This window comes from Sphingomonas elodea ATCC 31461, assembly GCF_000226955.1.
Classification (GTDB): Bacteria; Pseudomonadota; Alphaproteobacteria; order Sphingomonadales; family Sphingomonadaceae; genus Sphingomonas; species Sphingomonas elodea.
Genome location: NZ_AGFU01000006.1, coordinates 38,949 through 61,241, shown reverse-complemented (window position 1 = coordinate 61,241; position 22,293 = coordinate 38,949). Strand labels below are relative to the sequence as shown.

The 22,293-nt window shown below is 67.5% G+C and carries 25 protein-coding genes; 17 read left to right on the top strand and 8 right to left on the bottom strand.

Going from position 1 to position 22,293, the window contains the following annotated elements; genetic code table 11:
- Positions 1 to 5: 5 nt before the first annotated feature.
- A complete protein-coding gene (locus tag KK7_RS0102740; protein ID WP_010543115.1) occupies positions 6 to 932 on the top strand; it encodes an ABC transporter ATP-binding protein in 927 nt (308 codons plus the stop codon).
- On the top strand, positions 929 to 1,699 hold the full coding sequence (locus KK7_RS0102735) for an ABC transporter permease (protein WP_010543114.1): 771 nt from the start codon (positions 929 to 931) through the stop codon (positions 1,697 to 1,699). The genes KK7_RS0102740 and KK7_RS0102735 overlap by 4 nt, the downstream gene beginning before the upstream one ends.
- Positions 1,700 to 1,830: 131 nt before the next feature.
- Here KK7_RS0102735 and KK7_RS0102730 read toward each other — a convergent pair whose 3' ends face one another.
- Positions 1,831 to 3,678: a CocE/NonD family hydrolase gene (locus KK7_RS0102730; RefSeq protein WP_010543113.1), complete on the bottom strand. Its 1,848-nt coding sequence runs from the start codon at positions 3,676 to 3,678 to the stop codon at positions 1,831 to 1,833.
- A gap of 82 nt (positions 3,679 to 3,760) precedes the next feature.
- Positions 3,761 to 4,729: a class II fructose-bisphosphatase gene (gene glpX, locus KK7_RS0102725; RefSeq protein WP_010543112.1), complete on the bottom strand. Its 969-nt coding sequence runs from the start codon at positions 4,727 to 4,729 to the stop codon at positions 3,761 to 3,763.
- Between the two features lie 176 nt (positions 4,730 to 4,905).
- On the opposite strand from glpX, the gene KK7_RS0102720 reads away from it, so the two are divergent.
- Positions 4,906 to 5,241 carry a hypothetical protein gene (locus tag KK7_RS0102720; protein ID WP_237709116.1) on the top strand — a complete coding sequence of 112 codons (336 nt, stop codon included), beginning with the start codon at positions 4,906 to 4,908 and terminating at the stop codon, positions 5,239 to 5,241.
- Between the two features lie 79 nt (positions 5,242 to 5,320).
- The gene (locus KK7_RS0102715) at positions 5,321 to 5,650 is read left to right on the top strand and encodes a hypothetical protein (RefSeq protein ID WP_010543110.1); all 330 of its coding nucleotides are present in this window, start codon (positions 5,321 to 5,323) and stop codon (positions 5,648 to 5,650) included.
- 15 nt (positions 5,651 to 5,665) lie between these two features.
- On the opposite strand, the gene KK7_RS0102710 is transcribed toward KK7_RS0102715, so the two are convergent.
- From KK7_RS0102710 to KK7_RS0102700, 3 genes are all read right to left on the bottom strand, one after another.
- Positions 5,666 to 6,958 (bottom strand): homoserine dehydrogenase, encoded by a 1,293-nt coding sequence (locus tag KK7_RS0102710; RefSeq protein ID WP_010543109.1) that lies wholly within the window; start codon positions 6,956 to 6,958, stop codon positions 5,666 to 5,668.
- Positions 6,959 to 7,093: 135 nt separating this feature from the next.
- Positions 7,094 to 8,044 (bottom strand): isopenicillin N synthase family dioxygenase, encoded by a 951-nt coding sequence (locus KK7_RS0102705; protein WP_010543108.1) that lies wholly within the window; start codon positions 8,042 to 8,044, stop codon positions 7,094 to 7,096.
- A gap of 99 nt (positions 8,045 to 8,143) precedes the next feature.
- Positions 8,144 to 8,626, bottom strand: a complete 483-nt coding sequence (locus tag KK7_RS0102700) for a hypothetical protein (protein WP_010543107.1) — start codon at positions 8,624 to 8,626, stop codon at positions 8,144 to 8,146.
- 105 nt (positions 8,627 to 8,731) lie between these two features.
- Here KK7_RS0102700 and KK7_RS0102695 point away from each other — a divergent pair, with 105 nt between their 5' ends.
- The 10 genes from KK7_RS0102695 (at position 8,732) to KK7_RS0102650 (ending at position 15,861) form a co-directional block, all read left to right on the top strand.
- Entirely contained in the window at positions 8,732 to 9,967 is a 1,236-nt protein-coding gene (locus KK7_RS0102695; protein ID WP_010543106.1) for a multidrug effflux MFS transporter, read from the top strand.
- A gap of 79 nt (positions 9,968 to 10,046) precedes the next feature.
- Positions 10,047 to 10,388, top strand: a complete 342-nt coding sequence (locus tag KK7_RS0102690) for a hypothetical protein (protein WP_010543105.1) — start codon at positions 10,047 to 10,049, stop codon at positions 10,386 to 10,388.
- Between the two features lie 69 nt (positions 10,389 to 10,457).
- Complete coding sequence (locus tag KK7_RS23710; protein WP_083836028.1) at positions 10,458 to 10,703, top strand: YdeI/OmpD-associated family protein; 246 nt, start codon at positions 10,458 to 10,460, stop codon at positions 10,701 to 10,703.
- Positions 10,704 to 10,762: 59 nt separating this feature from the next.
- A complete protein-coding gene (locus KK7_RS0102685) occupies positions 10,763 to 11,164 on the top strand; it encodes an ExbD/TolR family protein (RefSeq protein ID WP_010543104.1) in 402 nt (133 codons plus the stop codon).
- 16 nt (positions 11,165 to 11,180) lie between these two features.
- A complete protein-coding gene (locus tag KK7_RS0102680; RefSeq protein WP_237709115.1) occupies positions 11,181 to 11,873 on the top strand; it encodes a hypothetical protein in 693 nt (230 codons plus the stop codon).
- A 34-nt stretch (positions 11,874 to 11,907) separates the two neighbouring features.
- The gene (locus tag KK7_RS0102675; RefSeq protein WP_010543102.1) at positions 11,908 to 12,309 is read left to right on the top strand and encodes an acyl-CoA thioesterase; all 402 of its coding nucleotides are present in this window, start codon (positions 11,908 to 11,910) and stop codon (positions 12,307 to 12,309) included.
- A gap of 66 nt (positions 12,310 to 12,375) precedes the next feature.
- Entirely contained in the window at positions 12,376 to 13,077 is a 702-nt protein-coding gene (locus KK7_RS0102670; protein ID WP_010543101.1) for an extensin family protein, read from the top strand.
- 39 nt (positions 13,078 to 13,116) lie between these two features.
- On the top strand, positions 13,117 to 13,992 hold the full coding sequence (locus KK7_RS0102665; RefSeq protein WP_010543100.1) for an LOG family protein: 876 nt from the start codon (positions 13,117 to 13,119) through the stop codon (positions 13,990 to 13,992).
- Between the two features lie 49 nt (positions 13,993 to 14,041).
- A complete protein-coding gene (locus tag KK7_RS0102660) occupies positions 14,042 to 14,851 on the top strand; it encodes an ATP-binding protein (protein ID WP_029622696.1) in 810 nt (269 codons plus the stop codon).
- A 383-nt stretch (positions 14,852 to 15,234) separates the two neighbouring features.
- Positions 15,235 to 15,861, top strand: a complete 627-nt coding sequence (locus tag KK7_RS0102650) for a PEPxxWA-CTERM sorting domain-containing protein (protein WP_138983906.1) — start codon at positions 15,235 to 15,237, stop codon at positions 15,859 to 15,861.
- A 66-nt stretch (positions 15,862 to 15,927) separates the two neighbouring features.
- Here the strand turns inward: KK7_RS0102650 and KK7_RS0102645 are convergent, their stop codons facing one another.
- Positions 15,928 to 17,712, bottom strand: a complete 1,785-nt coding sequence (locus KK7_RS0102645; protein WP_010543096.1) for an ABC-F family ATP-binding cassette domain-containing protein — start codon at positions 17,710 to 17,712, stop codon at positions 15,928 to 15,930.
- A gap of 93 nt (positions 17,713 to 17,805) precedes the next feature.
- On the opposite strand from KK7_RS0102645, the gene KK7_RS0102640 reads away from it, so the two are divergent.
- From KK7_RS0102640 to KK7_RS0102630, 3 genes are all read left to right on the top strand, one after another.
- Positions 17,806 to 18,168 (top strand): hypothetical protein, encoded by a 363-nt coding sequence (locus tag KK7_RS0102640; protein ID WP_420186394.1) that lies wholly within the window; start codon positions 17,806 to 17,808, stop codon positions 18,166 to 18,168.
- Positions 18,169 to 18,198: 30 nt separating this feature from the next.
- On the top strand, positions 18,199 to 18,867 hold the full coding sequence (locus tag KK7_RS0102635) for a response regulator transcription factor (RefSeq protein ID WP_010543094.1): 669 nt from the start codon (positions 18,199 to 18,201) through the stop codon (positions 18,865 to 18,867).
- A 109-nt stretch (positions 18,868 to 18,976) separates the two neighbouring features.
- Positions 18,977 to 20,284 (top strand): sensor histidine kinase, encoded by a 1,308-nt coding sequence (locus KK7_RS0102630; RefSeq protein WP_029622692.1) that lies wholly within the window; start codon positions 18,977 to 18,979, stop codon positions 20,282 to 20,284.
- Between the two features lie 3 nt (positions 20,285 to 20,287).
- Here the strand turns inward: KK7_RS0102630 and KK7_RS0102625 are convergent, their stop codons facing one another.
- On the bottom strand, positions 20,288 to 21,286 hold the full coding sequence (locus KK7_RS0102625) for an LLM class flavin-dependent oxidoreductase (protein ID WP_010543092.1): 999 nt from the start codon (positions 21,284 to 21,286) through the stop codon (positions 20,288 to 20,290).
- A 61-nt stretch (positions 21,287 to 21,347) separates the two neighbouring features.
- A complete protein-coding gene (locus KK7_RS0102620; protein ID WP_010543091.1) occupies positions 21,348 to 22,238 on the bottom strand; it encodes a prephenate dehydratase in 891 nt (296 codons plus the stop codon).
- Positions 22,239 to 22,293 lie beyond the last annotated feature (55 nt).

Genomic DNA, 22,293 nt, shown 5'->3' with positions numbered 1-22,293 from the left:
CACCCATGCAACCCATCCTGTCGCTACGCCAGGTCTCCAAGACCTACGCGTCGGGCCATACCGCGCTCGACCATGTCGATCTCGACATCCACCGCGGCGAGATCTTCGCCCTGCTCGGGCCAAACGGCGCGGGCAAGACCACGCTCATCTCGATCATCTGCGGCATCGTCACGCCCAGCACAGGGACGATCCTGGTCGACGGGCACGACGCGATCCGCCAGCCGCGCGCGGCGCGCTCCCGGATCGGGCTGGTGCCGCAGGAGATCGCGGTCGACATGTTCTCGCGCGTCGGCTCGGCCGCGCGCTATTCGCGCGGGCTGTTCGGCAAGGCGCCCGACCACGCCTATTGCGACCAGCTCCTCAAGGACCTGTCGCTGTGGGACAAGCGCGACGCCAAGATCATGGAGCTGTCGGGCGGCATGAAGCGCCGCGTGATGATCGCCAAGGCGCTCAGCCACGAACCCGACATCCTGTTCCTCGACGAGCCGACCGCTGGCGTCGACGTCGAGCTGCGCCGCGACATGTGGAAGCTGATCGGCCGCCTGCGCGACCGCGGCACCACGATCATCCTGACCACGCATTACATCGAGGAGGCCGAGGAAATGGCCGACCGGGTGGGCGTGATCAACAAGGGGCAGCTGCTGCTGGTCGAGGAAAAGACTGCGCTGATGAAGAAGCTCGGCAAGCGCGAGCTGGACCTCAGCCTGGTCGAGCCGCTCGCCGCGATCCCGGCCGAGCTCGGCGAATGGCAGCTGAGCCTCGCCGACGAGGGCCACAAGCTGCGCTACACCTTCGACGCGCAGGCCGAGCGCACCGGCATCCCGTCGCTGCTGCGCAAGCTGCACGACCTCAACATCGCCTTCAAGGATCTCGACACGTCCAAGTCGAGCCTGGAGGACATCTTCGTCGACCTGGTGGGGGCACAGGCATGAACGGCATCAACTTTCCCGGCATCTGGGCGATCTACAAGTTCGAGATGGCGCGGACGATCCGCACGCTGTGGCAGTCGATCGCGACCCCGGTGATCACCACCTCGCTCTATTTCGTTGTGTTCGGCGGGGCGATCGGCAGCCGGATCGATGCGATCCACGGCGTGAACTATGGCAGCTTCCTGGTGCCTGGGCTGATCATGCTGTCGCTGCTGATGCAGAGCATCGCCAATGCCTCGATCGGCATCTACTTCCCCAAATTCACCGGCACGGTGTTCGAGCTGCTCTCCGCACCGATCTCGGCGATCGAGCTGGTGGTGGGGTTCGTCGGAGCGGCGGCGACCAAGTCGGTGGTGATCGGGCTGATCATCCTCGCCACCTCGGCGCTGTTCGTGCCGCTGCGGGTGGACCATCCCGCCGCGATGCTCGCCTTCCTGGTACTGACCGCGGTTACCTTCAGCATGTTCGGCTTCATCATCGGCATCTGGGCGAAGAGCTTCGAACAGCTCAACATCGTGCCCTCGCTGCTGGTGACGCCGCTCACCTTCCTGGGCGGCGCCTTCTACTCGATCGACATGCTGCCCGAGCCCTGGCACACGGTGAGCCTGTTCAATCCCGTCGTGTACCTGGTCAGCGGCTTCCGCTGGAGCTTCTTCGGGCACGGCGATGTCGGCATCGCCTGGAGCCTGGGCTTTACCGGCGTGTTCCTGCTGCTGTGCCTGGGGCTGATCGTGTGGATCTTCCGGACCGGGTATCGGCTGAAGAACTGAACGCCTACCTTAAGCCCCTCCCCTTCAGGGGAGGGGTTGGGGTGGGGCGCGTCTCACCGAGACCAACGTCTGGTCTGGCATCCCTCCACCACCAACCCCTCCTCCAAGGAGGAGGGGCTTAAGAAGTCAGATCACTTCACCACCGGCAGCGTCACCGCAGACCCCGCACACACCCGCTGCGTCGCCTTGCGATAGTCCTCCGGCTTGGCCTTGTAGATGTTCGGCACGAAGGTCTGCGGGTTGCGGTCGATTACCGGGAACCAGCTCGACTGGACCTGCACCATGATCCGGTGGCCCTTCTTGAACACATGGTCGTGGTCGCGCAGCGGGAAGTCCCAGGCGGTCACCTGGTCGGGCACCAGCGGCGTCGCCTGCTCGAAGCTCTTCAAGTAGCGGCCGCGGCGGATCTCCATCGCGATCGGCAGCTCATAGCCGTTGAGGCCCTTCGCATAGGCCCCCGGCGCGGTCGGCGCCTTCTCGTAGTTCTCGGGGAACACGTCGATCAGCTTGACGACGAAATCGCTGTCGGTGCCGCTGGTCGAGGCCATCAGTTTGGCGGTGACCTCGCCGGTGACGGTCAGGTCGTTCTCCAGCGGCGCGGAGACATAGCTGAGCACGTCGGGCCGGTCGTCGACGAAGCGCTGGTCCTCGGCTTCCCACCAGCGCCAGTCGGGCGTGGCATAGGTGGCCGACATCGGCCGCGGGCGGAACGGCACCGGGCGGGCCGGATCGCTCACATAGTCGCGGCAGCCCTCCCCCGCCGCCGGCGCGGTGAAGCTGAGCGAGCCGTCGGCGTGCAAGTACAGGTTGGTCGCCTGCGCATTGGCCAGCGGGTAGGTTTGATAGGTCTTCCACTGCCACGAGCCGGACTGGAAGCTCTTCAGCGCGAAGTCGGGCCTGGTGCCGGTGCCGTGCAGCCAATAGGCGAAAAACGGCGCCTCGATCTGCTCGATGAATTGCACTCCGCTGTCGACGCCAAACGGAATGCGCCCCAGGCTGTTGGCGGGCGAGTGCCAGGTGCCGTGCGCCCAGGGTCCCGCGACCATCAGCGCGAGCTTGTTCGGATCGTTGGCGCGCTGCTTTTCCCAGATCTTCCAGCTGCCCCAGGGATCCTCCTGGTCCCAATAGCCCGCGACGTTGAGCGTCGGCACCGTCGTCTTGCCGAGCGCGTTCGACCAGACCTGCTTCTTCCAGTGCTCGTCATAGTCGGGATGCTCGATCATCTCGCGATAGCGCGGCACCCGGCCCTTGAAATAGGTCTTCTCGATCTCGTCGGGCGAGCCGGCGTGGAGGAACCAGTCGTACGTGTCGTAGCGGTCGTAGAGGGGGATGCCGTCGTTGGTCTTGTCGGCCTGAAGGCTGTTCACCCAGTCGCTGGCATAGGTGAGCCGCATCGCGCCCCAGCGATGCAGGTCGTCGTTCTTCCAATAGTCGATCCACGCCGCCTGCGGGCTGGTTGCCTTGAGCGCCGGATGCGGCTTGGCGAGCGCGATCGCGGCGGTGAAGCCCGGATAGGACACCCCCCACATGCCCACCTTGCCGTTGTTCGGCTTCACGTTCTTCACCAGCCAGTCGATCGAATCATAGGCGTCGGTCGCCTCGTCGACCGCGCCCTTGCCGGTCTTCACCTCGGTGGAGAGGGTGAAAGGGCCGCCTTCGGACTTGAAGCGGCCGCGCATGTCCTGGAAGACGAAGATATAGCCGTCGCGCACCAGCGGCGCCCAGCTGTTCGGCACACGCGGCGGCGCGGCATCGGGCGAGCCATAGGGGCTGCGCTGGAACAGGATCGGCAGCGGCCCCCTGGCGTCCCTGGGGCGCAGGATGACGGTGTGGAGCTTCACCCCGTCGCGCATCGGGATCATCGCCTCTTCGAACACGAAGGGCGCCTCGGTCGCGGTAGGCGTAAGCTGGGGCGGCGCAGCGCCCACGAGAGGGGCGGCAAGTGCCGCGAGCGCTACGGAAACCAGCCAATGCCGCATGTTCGTTCGTCCCCCTGAAGTCAGGGTGACTTAGTGGAGCAAGACGCCGCCGGGATCAAGCCGGCGGCGCCGTTGCAGCCCGTTAGTCGACGCGGTGTTCGCCCTTCACCCAGCGGACGGTGCCCGAGCTGGCGCGCATCACCACGCTCTCGGTGGTCATCTTGCCGCGGACGCGCTTGACGCCGGACAGGAGCGAGCCGTCGGTCACGCCGGTCGCGGCGAAGATGCAGTCGCCCTTGGCGAGTTCCTCCAGCGAATAGACCTTGTCCAGATCCTCGATGCCCCATTTACGGGCGCGGGCACGCTCGTCCTCGTTGCGGAAGATGAGCCGGCCCTGGAACTGCCCACCGACGCAGCGCAGCGCAGCGCAGGCCAACACGCCCTCGGGGGCGCCGCCCTGGCCCATATAGACGTCGATGGTCGTATCCGGATCGCTGGTCGCGATCACACCGGCCACGTCGCCATCGGAGATCAGCATGATGCCGCAGCCGATGCTGCGCAGCTCGGCGATCAGCTTCTCGTGGCGGGGACGGTCGAGCACGCAGGCGATGATCTCGCTGGGCTTCACGCCCTTGGCGGCGGCGATTGCCTGCACATTCTCGGTCGGGGTCTTGTTGAGGTCGATCACGCCCTGCGGATAGCCGGGGCCGACCGCGATCTTGTCCATGTAGACGTCGGGCGCGTTGAGCAGGTTGCCCTCTTCGGCCACCGCCAGCACCGCCAGCGCGTTCGGGCCGGCCTTGGCGGTGATCGTGGTGCCTTCCAGCGGATCGAGCGCGATGTCGATCTTGGGACCCTTGCCGATCGCAGAGCCGACCTTCTCGCCGATATAGAGCATCGGCGCCTCGTCGCGCTCGCCCTCGCCGATCACCACGGTGCCGTCCATGTAGAGCTGGTTCAGCGCCTCGCGCATCGCTTCGACCGCGGCGGCGTCGGCGGCCTTCTCGTCGCCCCGGCCGATCAGGCTGGAGGCGGCGATCGCCGCGGCTTCGGTGACGCGCACCATTTCGAGCACCAGGACACGGTCGAGAACATGGCTTGCGTTCGGCATCGTTTCAGTGATCCCCTGTTCGATTTGTGCACCGCGATAGGAGCCCACCGGCGTGCTGTCGACCGTGCTAACGTTGTCAGCGACGTTCCCCGAAGAGCTTTAGTGATTTCTAGAAGAAATCGCGCTATCCTTGCGTGGAATCGTGGAGGATCGACACGATGTTGCTGGCATTACTGATGTTCGCGCAAAATAGCATGGTCGCCACCGCGGTTGCGGACTACCGCACGCTGACGCGGGCGGAGGTTCCGTGCCGGGCCCCGAGCGACCAGGGCGAGATCATCGTCTGTTCCCGGCGCGAGGCGGATCGCTACCGCGTCCCCTTCGTCACGCCCGATCTCAGCCGTGATTCCGATGCCGCGCGGCTGAACCGCCTGATCGGCGATCCGATGCAGCAGGGCTATGTCGCCTGCGGCAAGGGGGCTTTCATGGCCAAGTGCGGCAAGGTCGGCGTTACCATGACGGTCGGGTTCGACGGCACGGTGCGGACGCAGCAGCGGGAACTCGCCCCGTGAGCGCGGCGAAAGCCCTGCATGGCTGCGCAACCGGCGGTGTTTCGGCGCGTTCGGTCCGCGGGACACGACAGGAGGGCATATGTTGTTGATCGCACTGGCGTTGCAAAGCGCGAGCATGGCCGGCGCGCTGGCTGCGGCACCGGCAGAGCGGCCGGCCGTGATCCGCGCGACGCTCCGCCGATCGGCACGCCCTGCCCCTGAAAGATCTCCGCTGATCAGCACCTGCGATGTCGAGCGCGATTGCGGCAGCCGCGCCGCGCGCAACCGCTTCCGCCTGACCCGCGCACAGGAGACGGTGATCGACCGCAAGATGGAGATGCTTCAGGCGGCCGCGGGCCCTGCCTGCAACCGCACCGGCATGCCGGTGTGCCCGGGAAGCGGCCACCGGCTGTTGCGGCTGAACTACTGATCTATCGACCGGCGCTCACGCGTCGAGGATGTGCATCCACATCGGCTCGCCGGTGAGGCTCTGCGACCCCCGCAGCTTTTCCAGCGCCTGGGCGATGCTCCGTTCCGGCGCCTCGTGCGTGACGATGGCGACAAGGGCGCTGCCGTCGGGGCTGACGCCGCGCTGGATCAGGCTCTCGATCGAGACGCCGGCATCCCGCATCGCCGCGGCGATCTCCGCCAGCACGCCGACCCGGTCCGCCACGGTGAAGCGCACATAGGACCGGCCGCGCCGCTCGCCGCTGTCCGCCGGGGGCTGGGAAACGAGCGCCGTCGCCGGCATCGCATAGGGCGGGCCGAATTCGCCGCGGGCGATGTCGATCAGGTCTGCCACCACCGCGCTGGCCGTGGGGCCGTCGCCGGCGCCGGCACCCTGGAACAGCAGCCGGCCGACGAAATTGCCTTCCGCGACCACGGCGTTGGTCGAACCGGTCACGTGCGCCAGCGGATGGCTGAGCGAAACGAGGTGCGGATGGACGCGCTGGAACAGCCCGTGCGCGCCCGCGTCCGCAATGCCGAGCAGCCGCACGCGGTAGCCGAGCGTCGCCGCCTCGGCGATGTCGGCGGCCAGGATATGGCGGATGCCGCTCGCCTTCAGGTCGCCGAAGGCGGGCTGGGTGCCGAAGGCGATGCTGGCGAGGATCGAAAGCTTGTGCGCGGCATCGATACCGTCGATGTCGAAGGTGGGGTCCGCCTCGGCATAGCCCAGCGCCTGCGCCTCGGCGAGGATCTCGGCGAAGTCGCGGCCCTCGGCCTCCATCTTCGACAGGATGAAATTGCAGGTGCCGTTGAGGATGCCGTAGACGCGGGAAATCGCGTTGGCTGCGGCACCTTCGCGCAGGCCCTTGATCACCGGCACGCCGCCGGCGACGGCCGCCTCGAACTTCAGCGCGACCGAAGCGTCTTCCGCCGCCTGCGCAAGCTCCAGCCCATGATGCGCGATCATCGCCTTGTTGGCGGTGACGAAGCTCTTGTTGGCGCCCAGCGCCGCGCGGGCGAGCGCCAGGGCCGGGCCGTCCGACCCGCCGACCAGCTCGACCACCACGTCCGCCTTGGCATGGCGGGCGAGTTCGACGGGATCGTCGACCCAGTCGAAGCGCGACAGGTCGATGCCGCGGTCCTTGGTGCGATCGCGGGCGGAAACGGCGACCACCTCGATTCGGCGGCCGGCGCGGCGGCTAATCAGCTCGGCATTGGCGTCGAGCAGGCGAATCACGCCTCCGCCCACCGTCCCGAGCCCCGCCAATGCCACGCGCAACGCTTCCGCCATTCGTCGTTCCTCTAGATCCGTACAGCAAGGCGGCGGCCGAGCGCTTCCGCCCTGCCGCCGTCCCTGGTCCCTAGCGCCTTCCCTTTGCAGAAGGAAAGACAGATTTTGTCGCGGGCGGGCAGGCCCACGCCCTGTTTATTTCTTGATCAGGCCGATCTCGACCAGCCGCTCGTGCAAATAGTCATGCGCGGTGATCGGCTCCGGATAGCGGTTCGGCTTTTCCGCGCTGATGCAGCCGGGCAGCGTCTTGATCAGGAAATCCGGCGCCGGATGCAGGAAGAACGGCATCGAGTAGCGCGAATGGCCGCGACGCTCGGCCGGCGGGTTGACCACGCGATGCGTGGTCGAGGGCAGCACATGGTTGGTCAGCCGCTGCAGCATGTCGCCGACATTGATCACCATCGCGCCCTCGGGCGGCTTCACCGCCAGCCACTTGCCGTCGCGATCGAGCAGCTCGAGCCCGGCTTCTTCGGCGCCGAGCAGCAGGGTGATGAGGTTGATGTCCTCATGCGCACCGGCGCGCACCTCGGGCGCATCGGCGGCGACCGGCGGATAGTGGAGCAGGCGCAGCACCGAGTTGCCGTCCTTCACCGCGGTGTCGAACCAGTCGGGTGCGAGGCCCAGATAGCGCGCCACCGCTGAGAGCAGCTTGTCGCCGGCCGCGTCGAAGGCGGCGAACAGCTCGATAAAGGTCTCGCGAAAGCCCTCGGGCCGGGTCGGCCAGATGTTCGGCGCCATCACGTCGGCAAAACGATGGCCGGCGGCCAGCTGGCGGCCGATGTGCCAGAATTCCTTCAGATCGACATGGGTCGCACCCTTGGCGATCTCGGTCTTGAACGGCGTGTAGCCGCGCGCGCCGCCGCCGCCGGGGATGAAGTGGGCGCGCTTCTCTTCCTCGGGCAGGTCGAAGAACGCCTTGGTCAGGCGCCAGGCGCGCTCGATCAGTTCCTGCGGCACGCCATGATCGCGCACCACCGCAAAGCCGAACCGCTGGAACGACTGGCCGAACGCCTGAGCGAAGCCTTCCGGATCGCCGGCCTGCTCCTTCAGCGACAGCACCGGAATTTCGGCGAGGGTATCCAACATCACAATCTCCGAACGCAAAAACGCGTGGTTAGTCGTGCCACCGCGGGGCCTACAAGCCTGGGGACATTCCCAATGGCCCGCCGGTGTCCCGCTCCGGGCTCAGCGGCCGACCTGCATCAGGCCCTTCGTCTTGTCGCCCCGCGCGCTCAGCTGCAGCGCGAAGGGCTGGCCGTCGTCGGTGGTGCCGATCAGGTTATCGTCCTTGGTCGTCACCTTGAAGCCCTGCTTGGTCATGTTGTCGCGAAACCAGTCGCGCACCACCGTCGGCGCCGCCGGGCTCTCGAACTCGACGATGACCTGGCCGTCCTTGTCGCCGGCGCCGTCGTTGACCTTCAGATTCTTTAGCGTCGAACCCGGATAGAGCGTGACCCCGTCGATGTCGAAGTTCTTCGCATCGAGCGGCATCTTCGGCAGGGTGATCGAGCCCTGGATGCCCGGCGCCTTGATCTGGATACGGCCGCTCGCGTCGGTGGAGATCACGCTGTTGCCGTCGGTATCGTTGCCATCGAAGTTGATGTTCGCGTTGCCGTGGCAGGCAGCCAGCGCGATCGGCAGCAACAGGGGCACGAAAAGGCGATTCATCGGGATACTCCTGGTGCGGTTACACCCCGCAATGTTGTTGCGCGGGTATCCACGTCAACCGGAAAAAGGGTGACGCAGCGGCAGGCTTGCGCCATTGCCGCTGCCATGAACGCCCCGCACCTGAGCACCGCCTCGGCCGGCCAGGCCCCGCTGCGCTTCGCCGAGTTCGTCGCGCTCGCCGCCGCGCTGATGGCACTGACCGCGCTCGGCATCGATTCGATGCTGCCCGCGCTTCCGGCGATCGGCACCAGCCTGGGGGTCGAATCGGCCAATCACCGTCAGTTCGTGATCACCGCCTTCCTGATCGGCTTCGGAACGGCACAGCTGGCCTATGGGCCACTGTCCGACCGGTTCGGGCGACGGCCGGTGCTGCTGGTGGCGCTCGGCTGCTATGTGGTGACGAGCTGGATCGCGGCGATCTCGGGCAGTTTCGAACTGCTGCTCGCCTCCCGCGTTGCGATGGGCACGGCGGCGGCGGGATCGCGCGTCGTCACCGTGGCACTGGTGCGCGACTGTTATGCCGGCCGCGCGATGGCGCGCGTGATGAGCCTTGTCTTCATCGTGTTCATGGCCGCCCCCATCTTTGCGCCGGCCGTGGGGCAGATCATCCTCGCCGCCGGCGGATCGTGGCGCACGATCTTCTGGGGAATCGGCGCGATCGGCGCGCTGGTGATGGCCTGGTTCGCCGCGCGCATGCCCGAGACTCTGGCGGCCGGCGCCCGCCAGTCGCTGCAGCCGGCGCGGGTGATCGCCGACTATGGCGTGATGCTGCGCGACCGGGCGGCGGTGGGCTACACCATCGCCACCGGCCTGCTCTCCGGCGCGCTGTTCGGCTTCATCGGGTCGATCCAGCAGGTGATGGCGGACGTCTTCCACCGTCCCGAACTGATGACGATCGTCTTCGCCAGCGTGGCCGGAACCATGGCCGTGGGCTCGTTCCTCAATTCGCGGATCGTGATGCGGATCGGCACGCGCATCATCTCCCACACCGCGCTCAGCCTGCTGACGCTGTTCGCCGCAATCCACCTGGCCGTCACCCTGCTCGGCCTGGAGACGCTGTGGAGCTTCGCCGCGCTGCAGGCGCTGATGATGGCATGTTTCGGCCTCGCCACCTCCAACTTCTCGGCAATGGCGATGGAGAAGATGGGCGCGATCGCCGGCACCGCCTCCAGCCTGCAGGGCTTCGTCACCACCATCGCCGGCGCGCTGATCGGTGCGGCGATCGGCCAGGCCTTCGAAGGCACCACCATACCCCTGTACAGCGGATTTCTCCTCATGGGCGGGCTATCGCTGGTGGTTGTAGCAGTAACGGAGCGCGGACGGATGTTCCGCCCCAGCTGAGTCGGAACGCAGCCGGGGGCTGCGCCGTTGCGCATTCGAACCCCGGCGATCCCCGCCGGACTTGGGAAGGAAATGGGCGATGAGCGGCATCCAGGGCCCCGGCGACGACGGCTATGACGCGGAAGGCTATGACGAAAGCCAACGCGCCGAAATTCTCGAAGCGACCAGCGACGGCCCCGACAACGGATCCTTGCTGACCGATCTCGCCCCCGATCTGGGCGGCGGCGAGGATGACGACGACGATCTCGACGATCTCGCCATGACCGACGACGAGGTCGGCGAGGAAGACGACGACGCCGACGAGGATGAGGACGACCTCGACGAGGACGACATCCAGGACGATTTCGACGACGAGGATGTCGACGAGGACGATCTGGACGAAGAACTCGACGATCGGGACGAGGCAGCGCTTCGACCCTGATGCTTGACGGGGTGGCGCGGTGGGCGGAGGCTCGACGCGCCATGCCCACCGACCCCCGAGTCGACGCCTATGTCGAGGCTGCCGCACCCTTCGAAGCGATGGTGCGCGCGGCGGCCGATCGCCTGGCGAGCGGCGGCGTGTCCAGGCGACCGGCACGCCAACCCCGCCCCGAGCTGCCGATACCCGCCGAGCTGTCGCCGCGACTATTGCGAATGGATCGGCGCGGCGAAGCGCCCCGAAACGCGGGCCCGCCGCACGGAGGAGGCCATCGCCTGGCGCCGCGACGGCAAGCGACGGAACTGGAAACATGCATGACGCTTGCGTCGGCCCCGACCTATGTTACGTTATACCGTAATAACGTTGGAGGAGAGGCCATGCGCAAGTTCGTACCCGCGTCCGACCCCATGCCGATCGGCGCGATCAACGTGACGCCGTTCATCGACGTGATGCTGGTGCTGCTGATCGTGATGATCCTCAGCATGCCGATGATGACCCACAAGGTGCCGGTGGACATGCCCCAGGACGGTATCCCCACGGACGATGCCCGCCACCGCCTCGCCATCGACAAGGACGGGGCGCTGTTCTGGGACGGCGCACGCCTCGCCGAATCGGCCCTGGCAGCAAAGCTGGCGAGCCTTCGCACCGACTCCGCCGTGCTGGAGCTGCAAACCGATCCCGAGGCCCGCTACGACCGCTTCGACACGGTGCTCGCCGCAATCAAGCGAGCGAACATCGTCAAGCTAGGCTTTGTCGGCAACCAGCCGCTCAAGGATTGAGGAACCGGCGCATCCGGTGGCTCGTTCGCCCAGTCTCGAAGTGGAAGAGACCCGGATGCGCCTGATTCCTGCCCTACTTGCCGCCTGCTCGCTTGCCGCCTGCTCCTCGGGTCTGCCCCCGACGGCCGAGAACGGCACCGAGAACGGCACGACCGCGGTGAACCGGACCGCCCCGGCCGCGACGCTGCAGGCACCGGCCAATGCCACGCAGGAGGCACCGCCCAACGGGACGCTCGAACCGCTCGATCCGCCCGCCCCCGGCCAGCCCGGCAGCCTGCCCGACGACCGCACCCCGGTGCGTGAAGCCAAGTTCACGCCGGACAGCGCCCAGGGTGCCGCCAATGTCGTGCAGACCTATTATGCGCTGATCGAAAGCGGTCGCACCGACCAGGCCTGGGCCTTGTGGAGCGACGGTGGCAAGGCATCGGGCGGGGACGCCAGGGCCTTCACCGCGCGCTTTGCCCCCTATTCCGAATATCACGCCAATATCGGTGCACCGGGCCGGATCGAGGCGGGTGCAGGGCAGCGCTATGTTACCGTGCCGGTGCAGGCCTATGGTCGCATCAAGGCGACCGGCAAACCCTTCCACCAACTCGGCGAGGTCACGCTCCACCGCGCCGGCGAGATCGACGGCGCGACGCCGGAGCAGCGCCAATGGCGCATCCGGGCGATCAAGTTCCGGAGCGATCCCGGCAAGCCGGCGCAATAGTCGCGGGGCAGGAACCGGGCTACACATTGCAGTCATGGCGCGCTTCTCGCTCAGCATCACCGCCGGCCCGGACGACATCGACATCCTCGGCCATGTCAACAACGCCGTCTGGGTCGCCTGGATTCAGGACATCGCCGGCGCCCATTGGGCATCGCTCGCGACGGCGGAGGAGCAGGCGGCGCTGGTCTGGGTGGTGACCCGCCACGAGATCGACTATCGCGGCAATGTCCGCGAAGGCGAGACGGTGACCGCCGAAACCTGGGTGCCGGAGCCGCCGCGCGGCGCGCGCTTCAACCGCCATGTCCGCTTCCTCGGCCCGGACGGCAAGGTGCGGGTGGAGGCGGTGACCACCTGGGCACTGATCGACCGCGCCTCGGGCCGGCTGCTGCGGGTACCGGCGGACCTCAGCGCACGCTTTCTCGACACGACCGCCTGACGAAGCGAGTCGCGCGTGCGACGAGCCGTGGTTCGCGACGCTGCCGAACTGGCGTAGGGTCGCGCCATGGGTTCCTCGCGCGCGTTTCTGCCGGCCGCCTTGCTGCTGCCCCTGCTGCTTTCGGCCTGCATCTTCGGCAGCGGAGACGGCGGCGAGAAGCGCCCCGCCCGCCCGCCGGTCGCCCGCCCGCGCCAGAGCGGCCCGATCACGCTCAACGGCCCTACCCCCCGCGACACCCAGCAATGCTTCACCGACCTCAGCCGCGCCGGCGTGCGCTACAGCCCGCTGCCGGATCGCGACTTCGGCGGGGGCTGCGCGGTGCAGGGCGCCGTGCAGCTGCTCGACATCGGCGTGCCGGTGGGCGGCATCAAGGCGATGCGCTGCCCGCTCGCCCGCGCCTTCACCGGCTGGGTGCAGTTCGCCGTCGCCCCCGCCGCGCGGCAGATCCTGGGCAGCGACCTGGTCCGGGTGGACACGTTCGGCACCTATGTCTGCCGGGCGGTGGTCGGCAATGTCCAGGCCTCGACCAAGCTGTCCGAGCACGGCCTTGCCAATGCGGTCGACGTGTCGGGCTTCGTGCTGAAGGACGGACGGCGGATCTCCATCCTGAAGGACTGGGCGAACCCCGATCCGGCCATCCGCCGTTTCCTGGAAACGGTCCACGGATCCGCCTGCAAGCGTTTCGCTACCGTGTTGAGCCCGAACTATAATTACGTCCACCGCGACCATTTCCACCTCGACATGGGCCGCGGGCCGTTCTGCGCCTGAGGCTTTCCAAGCGGCGCGGATGCGCCTAATCGGCCGGTAATGAGCGATACGAGAGTCCCGTCGCGCGTCTTCCGCCCTGCCCAGCAGGAGGCCGAGACCGCCAACACCGCCACCGGCACGCCCCAGACCGAGCATCCCGCCTACCGGCTCGCCTTCCAGGACATGGATTTCCTGCTGCGGGAGGACCTGCGGCCGGTGCGCTTCCAGCTGGAGCTGCTGAAGCCGCAGCTGCTGCTCGACGAGGCGAACATCGCCTCCACCTTCGTGATCTACGGTTCGGCGCGCATTCCCGAGCCCGCCAAGGCCGAGGCCGTGCTGGCGCTCGCCGAGACCGAGCAGCAGAAGCGCATCGCCGAGAGCCTGGTCGCCAAGTCCAAATATTACGACGTCGCCCGCAAGCTGGGCCAGCTGGCGAGCAACTTCCCGCTCGACGCGGCGGGCAAGCGGCACTTCGTCGTCACCTCGGGCGGCGGTCCTTCGATCATGGAAGCGGCCAATCGCGGCGCGCAGGACGTGGGCGCGGAGACGATCGGGCTCAACATCGTGCTGCCGCACGAGCAGGCACCGAACCCCTATGTCACGCCGGGGCTCAGCATGCAGTTCCACTATTTCGCGCTCCGCAAGATGCACTTCCTGCTGCATGCCCGCGCGGTCGCGGTGTTCCCGGGCGGCTTCGGCACGTTCGACGAGAGCTTCGAGCTGCTGACGCTGATCCAGACCGGCAAGGTCGATCCGATCCCGGTGCTGTTCTACGGCAAGGAGTTCTGGAATCGCGTCGTCAATTTCGAGGCGCTGTGCGACGAGGGCGTGATCTCGCCGCGCGATCTGAACCTGTTCCGCTTCTGCGAAACCGCCGAGGAGGGCTGGGAAATCGTCCAGGACTTCTGGCGGAACAAGGAAACGGCAAGCAGCTGATCATCGTCGGGAGGCTCGCGCCGGCGCAGCGTTGCGCTATAGCGCCGCCATGACCGATCCGCTGATCCGCATCGCCGAGGCGCTGGAACGACTGGCGCCGCCCCCTGCTCCGCCGGCCGACGTGGAGGCGCATCCCGCCTATGTGTGGCGCGGCCGCGAGATCGTGCCCGCGCGCGCCTTCGCACCGACCCCGCTCGCCCTGCTGCAGGGGGTGGAGAAGCAGCGGGCGGCGCTGCTCGCCAATCTCCAGCGCCTCTCCGCCGGCCATGCCGCGCAGGACGTGCTGCTGTGGGGTGCGCGCGGCACCGGCAAGTCGGCGCTGGTGAAGGGTGCAGTGGGCGCGGTGCAGGCCGAGGGCGGCAGGCTCGCGCTGGTCGAGGCGGCGACCACCCATCTGGAGACGCTGCCCGATCTGTTCGCGCTGCTCGCCACCACCGATCGCCCCTTCGCGATCTTCATCGACGATCTCGGCTTCGACGCCGCCGCCGATGCGCGGGCGCTCCGCTCGCTGCTGGAGGGCGGCGCCGAGGCGCGGCCGGCCAATTGCCGCCTGCTCGTCACCTCCAATCGCCGCCACCTGTTGCCGCGCGACCTGGAGGCGCAGGCGAGCGCGATCAATCCGCGCGATTCGATCGACGACGACCTTGCCCTCGCCGACCGCTTCGGCCTGTCGCTGGGCTTCCACGTCGTCGATCAAGACACCTATGTCGCGATCGTCCGCGGCTATGCGGAAGCGCACGGGCTGGATTTCGACCCGCAGGAAGCGATCCAGTGGGCAACCCGGCGCGGAAGCCGCTCGGGCCGGGTCGCCTGGCAATATGTCGTCGAGCTGGCAGGCCGTCAGGGCAAGCGCCTCTAGCTCGTTACGCCATCGAAATCAGAAACTTGGATGCAGCGGCCGACGCTGCGCCATGCTGCAGCGTATCAAAACGGGACAGCGGCCCGAGCGCCCGAAAACCGTTGTGCGCACGCACATCCCTGCTGCGACCGAATCGCATCAGGCAGATGCGCGGGCAATCGAAAAAATGCAGGAAATTGTAGATTCTGGCAGGCCCCTGTTCGGCGACCAGCCGTGCATGCGCTGCGTTCGCCCACACAACCACCCGTGCCGCACAATGCATATATGTAGAGTTATGCATCTATGAAGTGTGTTGTTCCTCATTAACGGAAGATTAACTTGGACGCAGTGCGAAAAAATCGAGTCGCGTGAAAATAATACCGTTCGATGGAGAGGTACCGCACATGCGTATCGTAACTAGGCTCGCTGCCGCGGCAGCGTTGACGTGCGTGGCAGCACCGGCCGGGGCCGCCACGCTGATCGGCCAGATCAATTTTACCGGCTTCGTTCGACCGATCGGGGCACCCACGATGAACGCCGCCACCGGTCTGGATTTCTATCAATTCTCGTTGCCTGCGAGTCCCGCAAATGACGGCGGCATTCCCGGTACCCTCTTCTCCGTTCTGGGAACCTCGGGTGTGTTCGCCGGTCTCGCGTGCATCGGCCCCTGCGGGACGATCAAGGACCTGCCGACCTTCACCAGCGGACCGATCGCCTCGTTCTTCGACATCGGTTCGACGATCTTCTTCGATCTCGCCTCCATCACTTCGGTGACGGTGACGCCGGACGGGTCGGGCGGCGGCCTGAAAATCCTCGCCAAGGGAACCTTCCGCGTAGCCGGCTTCACCGACACGCCCGGCGCGGTGTCGCTGACGACGCAGGGCAGCGGGCTTACCAGCTTCTCGGCAACGGCATTTTCCGCCGTACCGGAACCGGCGAACTGGGCGATGCTGATCGCCGGCTTCGGCTTTGCCGGGGGCATGCTGCGGACGGCACGACGGACCATCCGGGTCCGCTTCGCGGCGCACTGAGCCTTCTGGAGAAAGAATGCCCGCCGGACCGGTTCCGGCGGGCATTTCTTTGGCTCCCGAGGCTCCTCAGCCGAGCGCTTCCACCATCTCGGCCAGTTCCAGCCAGCGCATCTCGGCGGCATCCTTCTCGTCGCGCAGCCGCGCGATTCCCTCGCTCAGCTTGGCGAACTTCGCCGGATCCTTGGTGTAGAGCGCCGGATCCGCCAGCGCCGCCTCGTCGCGGGCGATGATCTGGTCGATCTCCTCGATCCGCTTGGGCAGCAGCTCGTAATCGCGCTGGTCCTTGTAGCTCAGCTTGGTGCGGGCCTTGGGGACCTCGGGCGCGGGCGCCGCGGCGGCAGGCTTGCTCGCCTTTTTCGCCTCGATCCGCGGGCGGCGCTTGGCCTCCCAGTCGGCATAGCCGCCGACCACCACGTCCACCGTGCCGCTGCCGTCCAGCCCCAGCGTCACCGTGACGGTGCGATCGAGAAAGTCGCGGTCGTGGCTGACGATCAGCACCGTGCCGGCATAATCGGCGATCACCTCCTGGAGCAGGTCGAGCGTCTCGAGGTCGAGATCGTTGGTCGGCTCGTCGAGCACCAGCAGGTTGGACGGTCGGGCGAATTCGCGCGCCAGCAGCAGGCGCGAGCGCTCGCCGCCCGACAGCGTGCCCACCCGCGCCTCGGCGATGCTGGGATCAAACAGGAATTCCTTGAGATAGCCATGGACGTGCTTGCGCGCGCCCTGCACGTCGATCCAGTCGCCGCCGTCCGCCAGCACGTCGCGCACCCGCTTGTCGGGCGCCATCAGGCTGCGCTGCTGGTCGATGATGATCGCGTCGAGAGTCTGCGAGAGCTTGACCGTGCCTTCGTCGGGCTCCAGCTCGCCGGTGAGCATCTTGAGCAGCGTCGACTTGCCCGCGCCGTTCGATCCGACGATGCCGATCCGGTCGCCCTTGGTGACGCGGAAGGTCAGGTCCTTGATGATCGTGCGGTCGCCGAAGCGCTTGGTGACGTGCTTGGCGTCGATCACCACCTTGGTCTGGTTGCCGTCCGAGGCGGTGGCGAGCGCGGCGGTCCCCTGGGGCCCCGTCATCGCGGCGCGTTCGGCCCGCATTTCCTTCAGCTTCGACAGGCGACCCTGGTTGCGCCGGCGCCGGCCGGTGACGCCGCGCTGGAGCCAATGCTCCTCGATCTTGAGCTTGGCGTCGAGCCGCTGGGCGTTGCGCTCCTCTTCGGCATAGACCTGCTCGGTCCAGGCCTCGAAGCCGCCGAAACCGATCTCGGCGCGGCGAATGGAACCGCGATCGAGCCACAGCGTCTGGCGGGTGAGGCGGGTGAGGAAGGTACGATCGTGGCTGATGACGACGAACGCGCCCTTGAAGCGCGTCAGCCAGTCTTCCAGCCATTCGATCGCGCCGAGATCGAGATGGTTGGTCGGCTCGTCGAGCAGCAGCACGTCGGGATCCTGCGCCAGCGCGCGAGCAATGGCGGCGCGGCGTCGTTCGCCGCCGGACGCCGTCGCCGCCTCGCGCGACAGGTCGATGCCGAGCTGGTCGGCGATCGCCTCCGCCTCGTGCTGGGCGGGCGCGTCGTCGCCGGAGAGGACATAGTCCATCAGCGTGGTGCAGCCGGCCATGCGCGGTTCCTGCTCGAGCAGGATCACGCGGGTGCCGGGCACGATGGTGCGGCGGCCCTCGTCGCTGTCGATCACGCCGGCGATCAGCTTGAGCAGCGTCGTTTTCCCTGCGCCGTTGCGGCCGATCAGCGCGAGACGATCGCGTTCGCCGACATGCAGGTCGAGATTGCGGAAAAGCCAGCCGGATCCCTGAACGAGACCCAGCCCTTCATAGGAAAGCACCGGAGCAGCCATGGTGCAGCACCTAGGCGGCGGCGGGCGGCCCCGCAAGCGTAGGTACGAAAGCGATGCACCAATGCCACAATTGCCGAGCCGCTGCTGGCGGCCATGTTCAGGGGCTATTCAATGCCCGGACCCTATGCCATGCCCATGCGAATGCTGGTTCCCTCTGTTCTGGTCGCGTGTCTTGCGAGCCTCGCGCTCACGAGCCCGGCCGTGGCGCGCCCCTTCGCGGCCGCCCAGGACGATGGCCAGCGTGCGGCGCGCGAGCGGCGGCTTCGTGGCCAGAATTTGCCTGCGCGTGAGATCGAGCGGCGGGTGATCCCCCGCATGCCCGGCGCGCAATATCTCGGGTTCGACTATGATCCCGAGCACGACGTTTACACCCTCAAATTCCTGCGCAATGGATCGGTCATCTGGATCGAGGTGGACGGCCATACCGGCCAGATCCTGCGCCGCGTGGGCAATTGAGCGAAGCACAAGAGAAGGACGGAACAGCGAATGCGACTTCTGATCGTCGAGGACGAACCCAATCTCGGCATCCAGCTGCGCACGGCGCTGGAGGGGGCCGGCTATGCCGTCGATCTGGCGACGGACGGCGAGGAAGGGCATTTCCTCGGTTCGACCGAGCAATATGACGCGATCATCCTCGATCTCGGCCTCCCCGAGATCGACGGGCTGACGGTGCTCGATCGCTGGCGCAAGGAAGGCAAGACCACCCCGGTGCTGGTGCTCACCGCGCGCGACAGCTGGTCGGACAAGGTGGCGGGCCTCGATGCCGGCGCCGACGACTATGTCGCCAAGCCGTTCCAGACCGAGGAGCTGATCGCCCGGCTGCGCGCGCTGATCCGCCGTGCCTCGGGCAACGCCTCGGCCGAGCTGACCGCAGGCGACATCCGGCTCGACACCCGCTCGGGCAAGGTCACCAAGGCCGGCGAGCCGGTGAAGCTCACCGCGCAGGAATATAAGCTGCTCAGCTACCTGCTCCACCACAAGGGCAAGGTGGTCAGCCGCACCGAACTGATCGAGCATATCTACGACCAGGATTTCGATCGCGATTCCAACACGATCGAAGTGTTCGTGACGCGCATCCGCAAGAAGCTGGGCGCCGACGTGATCACCACCATCCGCGGTCTCGGCTACAGCCTGGACGAAGCCAACTTCGGCTGACCCCCAGATGGAGGCGGAGCCGATCCAGAGCGACCTCGACGGCGAGGTCGGCGCAGGCGAGCGCCGGCCGCGCGGGCGGGTGCGCGTCACCGGATCGGTCAGCCGGCGCATGCTGCTGGTCGCCACCGCCTGGATCCTGCTGTTGCTGGTCGGCGGCGGGCTGGCGCTCGACCGGGTGCTGACCAGCGCGATCACCCGCAATTTCGACGACCAGCTCGACTATCTGGTCTCGTCGATGATCGTCTCCGCCGAGCTGGACGGCAATGGCGAGGTGCGGCTTACCCGCGAGCTGGCGGACCAGCGCTTCCTCGAACCCAATTCGGGCGCCTATTGGCAGATCAGCGGCGACGGGCACGAACCCTTCTACTCGCGCTCGCTGTGGGACCGGCGGCTGAAGATGGATGCGGTCCATAACGATCGCGAGATCCATTTCTACGACAGCAACCAGTTCCAGGACCAGAAGCTGCGCATTGCCGAGCGCGACCTGAAGCTGCCCGGCTCGCCGGTGCGCTGGCGCTTCCAGGTGGCGGAGAGCCGCGACGTGCTCGATGCGCAGATCGCCACCGTGCGCCGCACGCTGGTGCGCAGCTTCGCGCTGCTCGGCCTGGGGCTTGTCGCGATGGCGGCGCTGCAGACCTGGTACGGCCTGCGCCCCTTGCGCAAGGTGCGCCGCGAGATCGCCAGCCTCCGCGCCGGGCACACCAAGCGCGTCGGCGGGCCGCTGCCGGCCGAGGTGGGCCCGATGGTCGACGAACTCAACGCGCTGGTCGACCATAATGACCGCCAGGCCGAGGAGGCGCGGCGCCATGCCGGAAACCTCGCCCATGCGCTCAAGACCCCGCTCAGCGTGATCATGAACGCCGCCGCGGCGGGCCAGGAAGACCTGCCCGATACCGTGATCCGCGAGGCGCGGACGATGCGGCGGCAGATCGACCATCACCTCGCCCGCGCCCGCGCCGTCGGTCGCCGTGGCAGCGCGCACAGCCGCGCCGAGGTGTGGCCGTCGATCGAGGCAGTGGAGCGCGCGGTCGCCCGGCTCTACCCCAATGTCCGCATCGACGTGGACGGGGTGAAGGACGCGGTCGCCCATATCGAGCGGCAGGATCTCGACGAGATTCTCGGTAACCTGGTCGAGAACGCCGCGAAATATGGCGGCGGCAGCGTGTTCGTGACGGCGAAGCTCGATTCCGGCTTCGCCGAGATCATGGTCGAGGACGACGGCGTCGGCATCCCGGAGGCCGACCGGATCCGCATCTTCGATCGCGGCGTGCGGCTCGATACCGGCAAGCCGGGCACAGGGCTCGGCCTCGCGATCGTCCGCGACGTCGCCGAAATCTATGGCGGCACGGTCAGCCTGGAAGAGAGCGAGGACCTGGGCGGCCTGCTGGTCCGCCTGCGCCTGCCCGCCGCCGGCTGAGGCTCAGGCCGGCTCCACCGCGCGCATCGCTTCGGCGGCGATCGTCAGGCTGCGCTTGCGAGCCTCGTGATCGAACATCGCGCTGGTCAGCATCAGCTCGTCGGCCTGGGTGCGTTCGACGAACGCCTCGATTTCGCGGCGCACCTTGGCCGGACCGCCGATCGCCGAGGCGGACAGCACCTGATCGAGCATCGCGTTGCCCTGCGCGCCCAGGCTCTCGCGATAGCCCGGCACCGGCGGCGGCAGCTGGATGCCGCGCCCGGTGGTGCGGATCGCGACGAAGGCCTGCTGCTGCGAGCTGGCGAGCAGTTCCGCCTCCGCGTCGGTATCGGCGGCGAACACGTTGAAGCCGAGCATCACGTGCGGCTTGTCGAGCACCTCGGACGGACGGAAATTGCGTCGATAGACGGCAATCGCCTCGTCCATAAGCCCCGGCGCGAAATGCGAGGCGAAGGCATAGGGTAGCCCCAGCGCCGCGGCGAGCTGCGCGCCGTACGTGCTGGAGCCGAGGATCCACAACTTCACGTCCGCGCCCGCGCCCGGAGTCGCGCGGATGCCGGTGCGGCCGTCATCGGCGAAGTAGCTTTGCAGCTCCATCACGTCGCGGGGGAAGTCGTTGCCGTCGCTGTCGAGGTTGCGGCGGATCGCGGCGGAAACCCGCTGGTCCGATCCCGGGGCGCGGCCCAGGCCGAGGTCGATCCGGCCGGGGAACAGCGCATCGAGCGTGCCGAACGCCTCGGCCACCTGCAGCGGCGAATGGTTGGGCAGCATGATGCCGCCGGCGCCGATGCGGATACGGCTGGTCGCCTGGCCGACATGGCCGATCACCACCGCGGTCGCGGCGCTGGCGATCCCCTCCATCCCGTGATGCTCGGCCATCCAGTAGCGCTGGAAGCCGAGCCGTTCGGCATGGGCGGCGAGATCGGCCGCGTTGACGAGCGCTTGGGATATCGTCCCGCCCTGAACGACGGGAACCAGATCGAGCAGCGAATAAGCAGTCATGGCAAGGAGATGGGGACCCTGCCGTGCCGATGCCAGAGGCGGGAGCCCCCTCCCCCCACGCTCAGGGCCGCGGGCGCGCCTGGGGATAGGTACCGAGCAGCCGGACCCATTTCGAATGGAAGCACAGCTCGTCCAGCGCCCGCGCCACCGCTTCCTCCTCCGGGCTGCCGACGATGTCGGCATAGAACTCCGTCGCGGCGAAGCTCGCCTCGCGCTGGTAGCTCTCCAGCTTGGTCATGTTGACGCCGTTGGTCGCGAAGCCGCCCAGCGCCTTGTAGAGCGCGGCGGGGATGTTCTTCACCTCGAACACCAGCGAGGTCATGAACGGCCCCTCGCCGGTCACTGCCGGCGCCTCGCGGGACAGCACCACGAAGCGCGTCATGTTGTGGGCGGCATCGGCGATGTCGCTCGCCAGCACGGTGAGGCCGTAGAGCTCGGCCGCATGCGCGGGCGCCAGCGCCGCCACCTTGGGATCGTTCAGCTCCGCCACCATCGCCGCTGCGCCGGCGGTATCGGGATAGGCGACCTGCGCGATGCCGTGTGCCTTCAGCCAGTGGCGGCACTGGCCGAGCGCCTGGGGATGGCTCATCGCCTCGCGCACGCCGTCGAGCACGCCGGTACCCATCAGGGTGTGGCGGATCGCCAGAAAATGCTCGCCGATGATCGACAGGCCGGATTCGGGCAGCAGGAAATGGATGTCGGCGACGCGCCCGTGCAGCGAATTCTCGATCGGGATCATCGCCCGGTCGGCACGGCCTTCCTTCACCGCATCGATCGCGTCGTCGAACGAGAAGCAGGGCATCGGCAACGCTTCGGGGAAGGCCTCGCGCACCGCGACATGCGAATTGGCCCCCGGCGCCCCCTGATAGGCGACCGCCCGCGCCGGCGCCGCTTCGGCCTCCGCGAGCATGCGGGCGACGATCGGTCGGGCGGGTGCGGCGAAATTCTCCATGGGGGGCGGCGCTAGCCTCCGTAGAACTCCGCCGCAAGTCCGCTTGCCTTTGTCG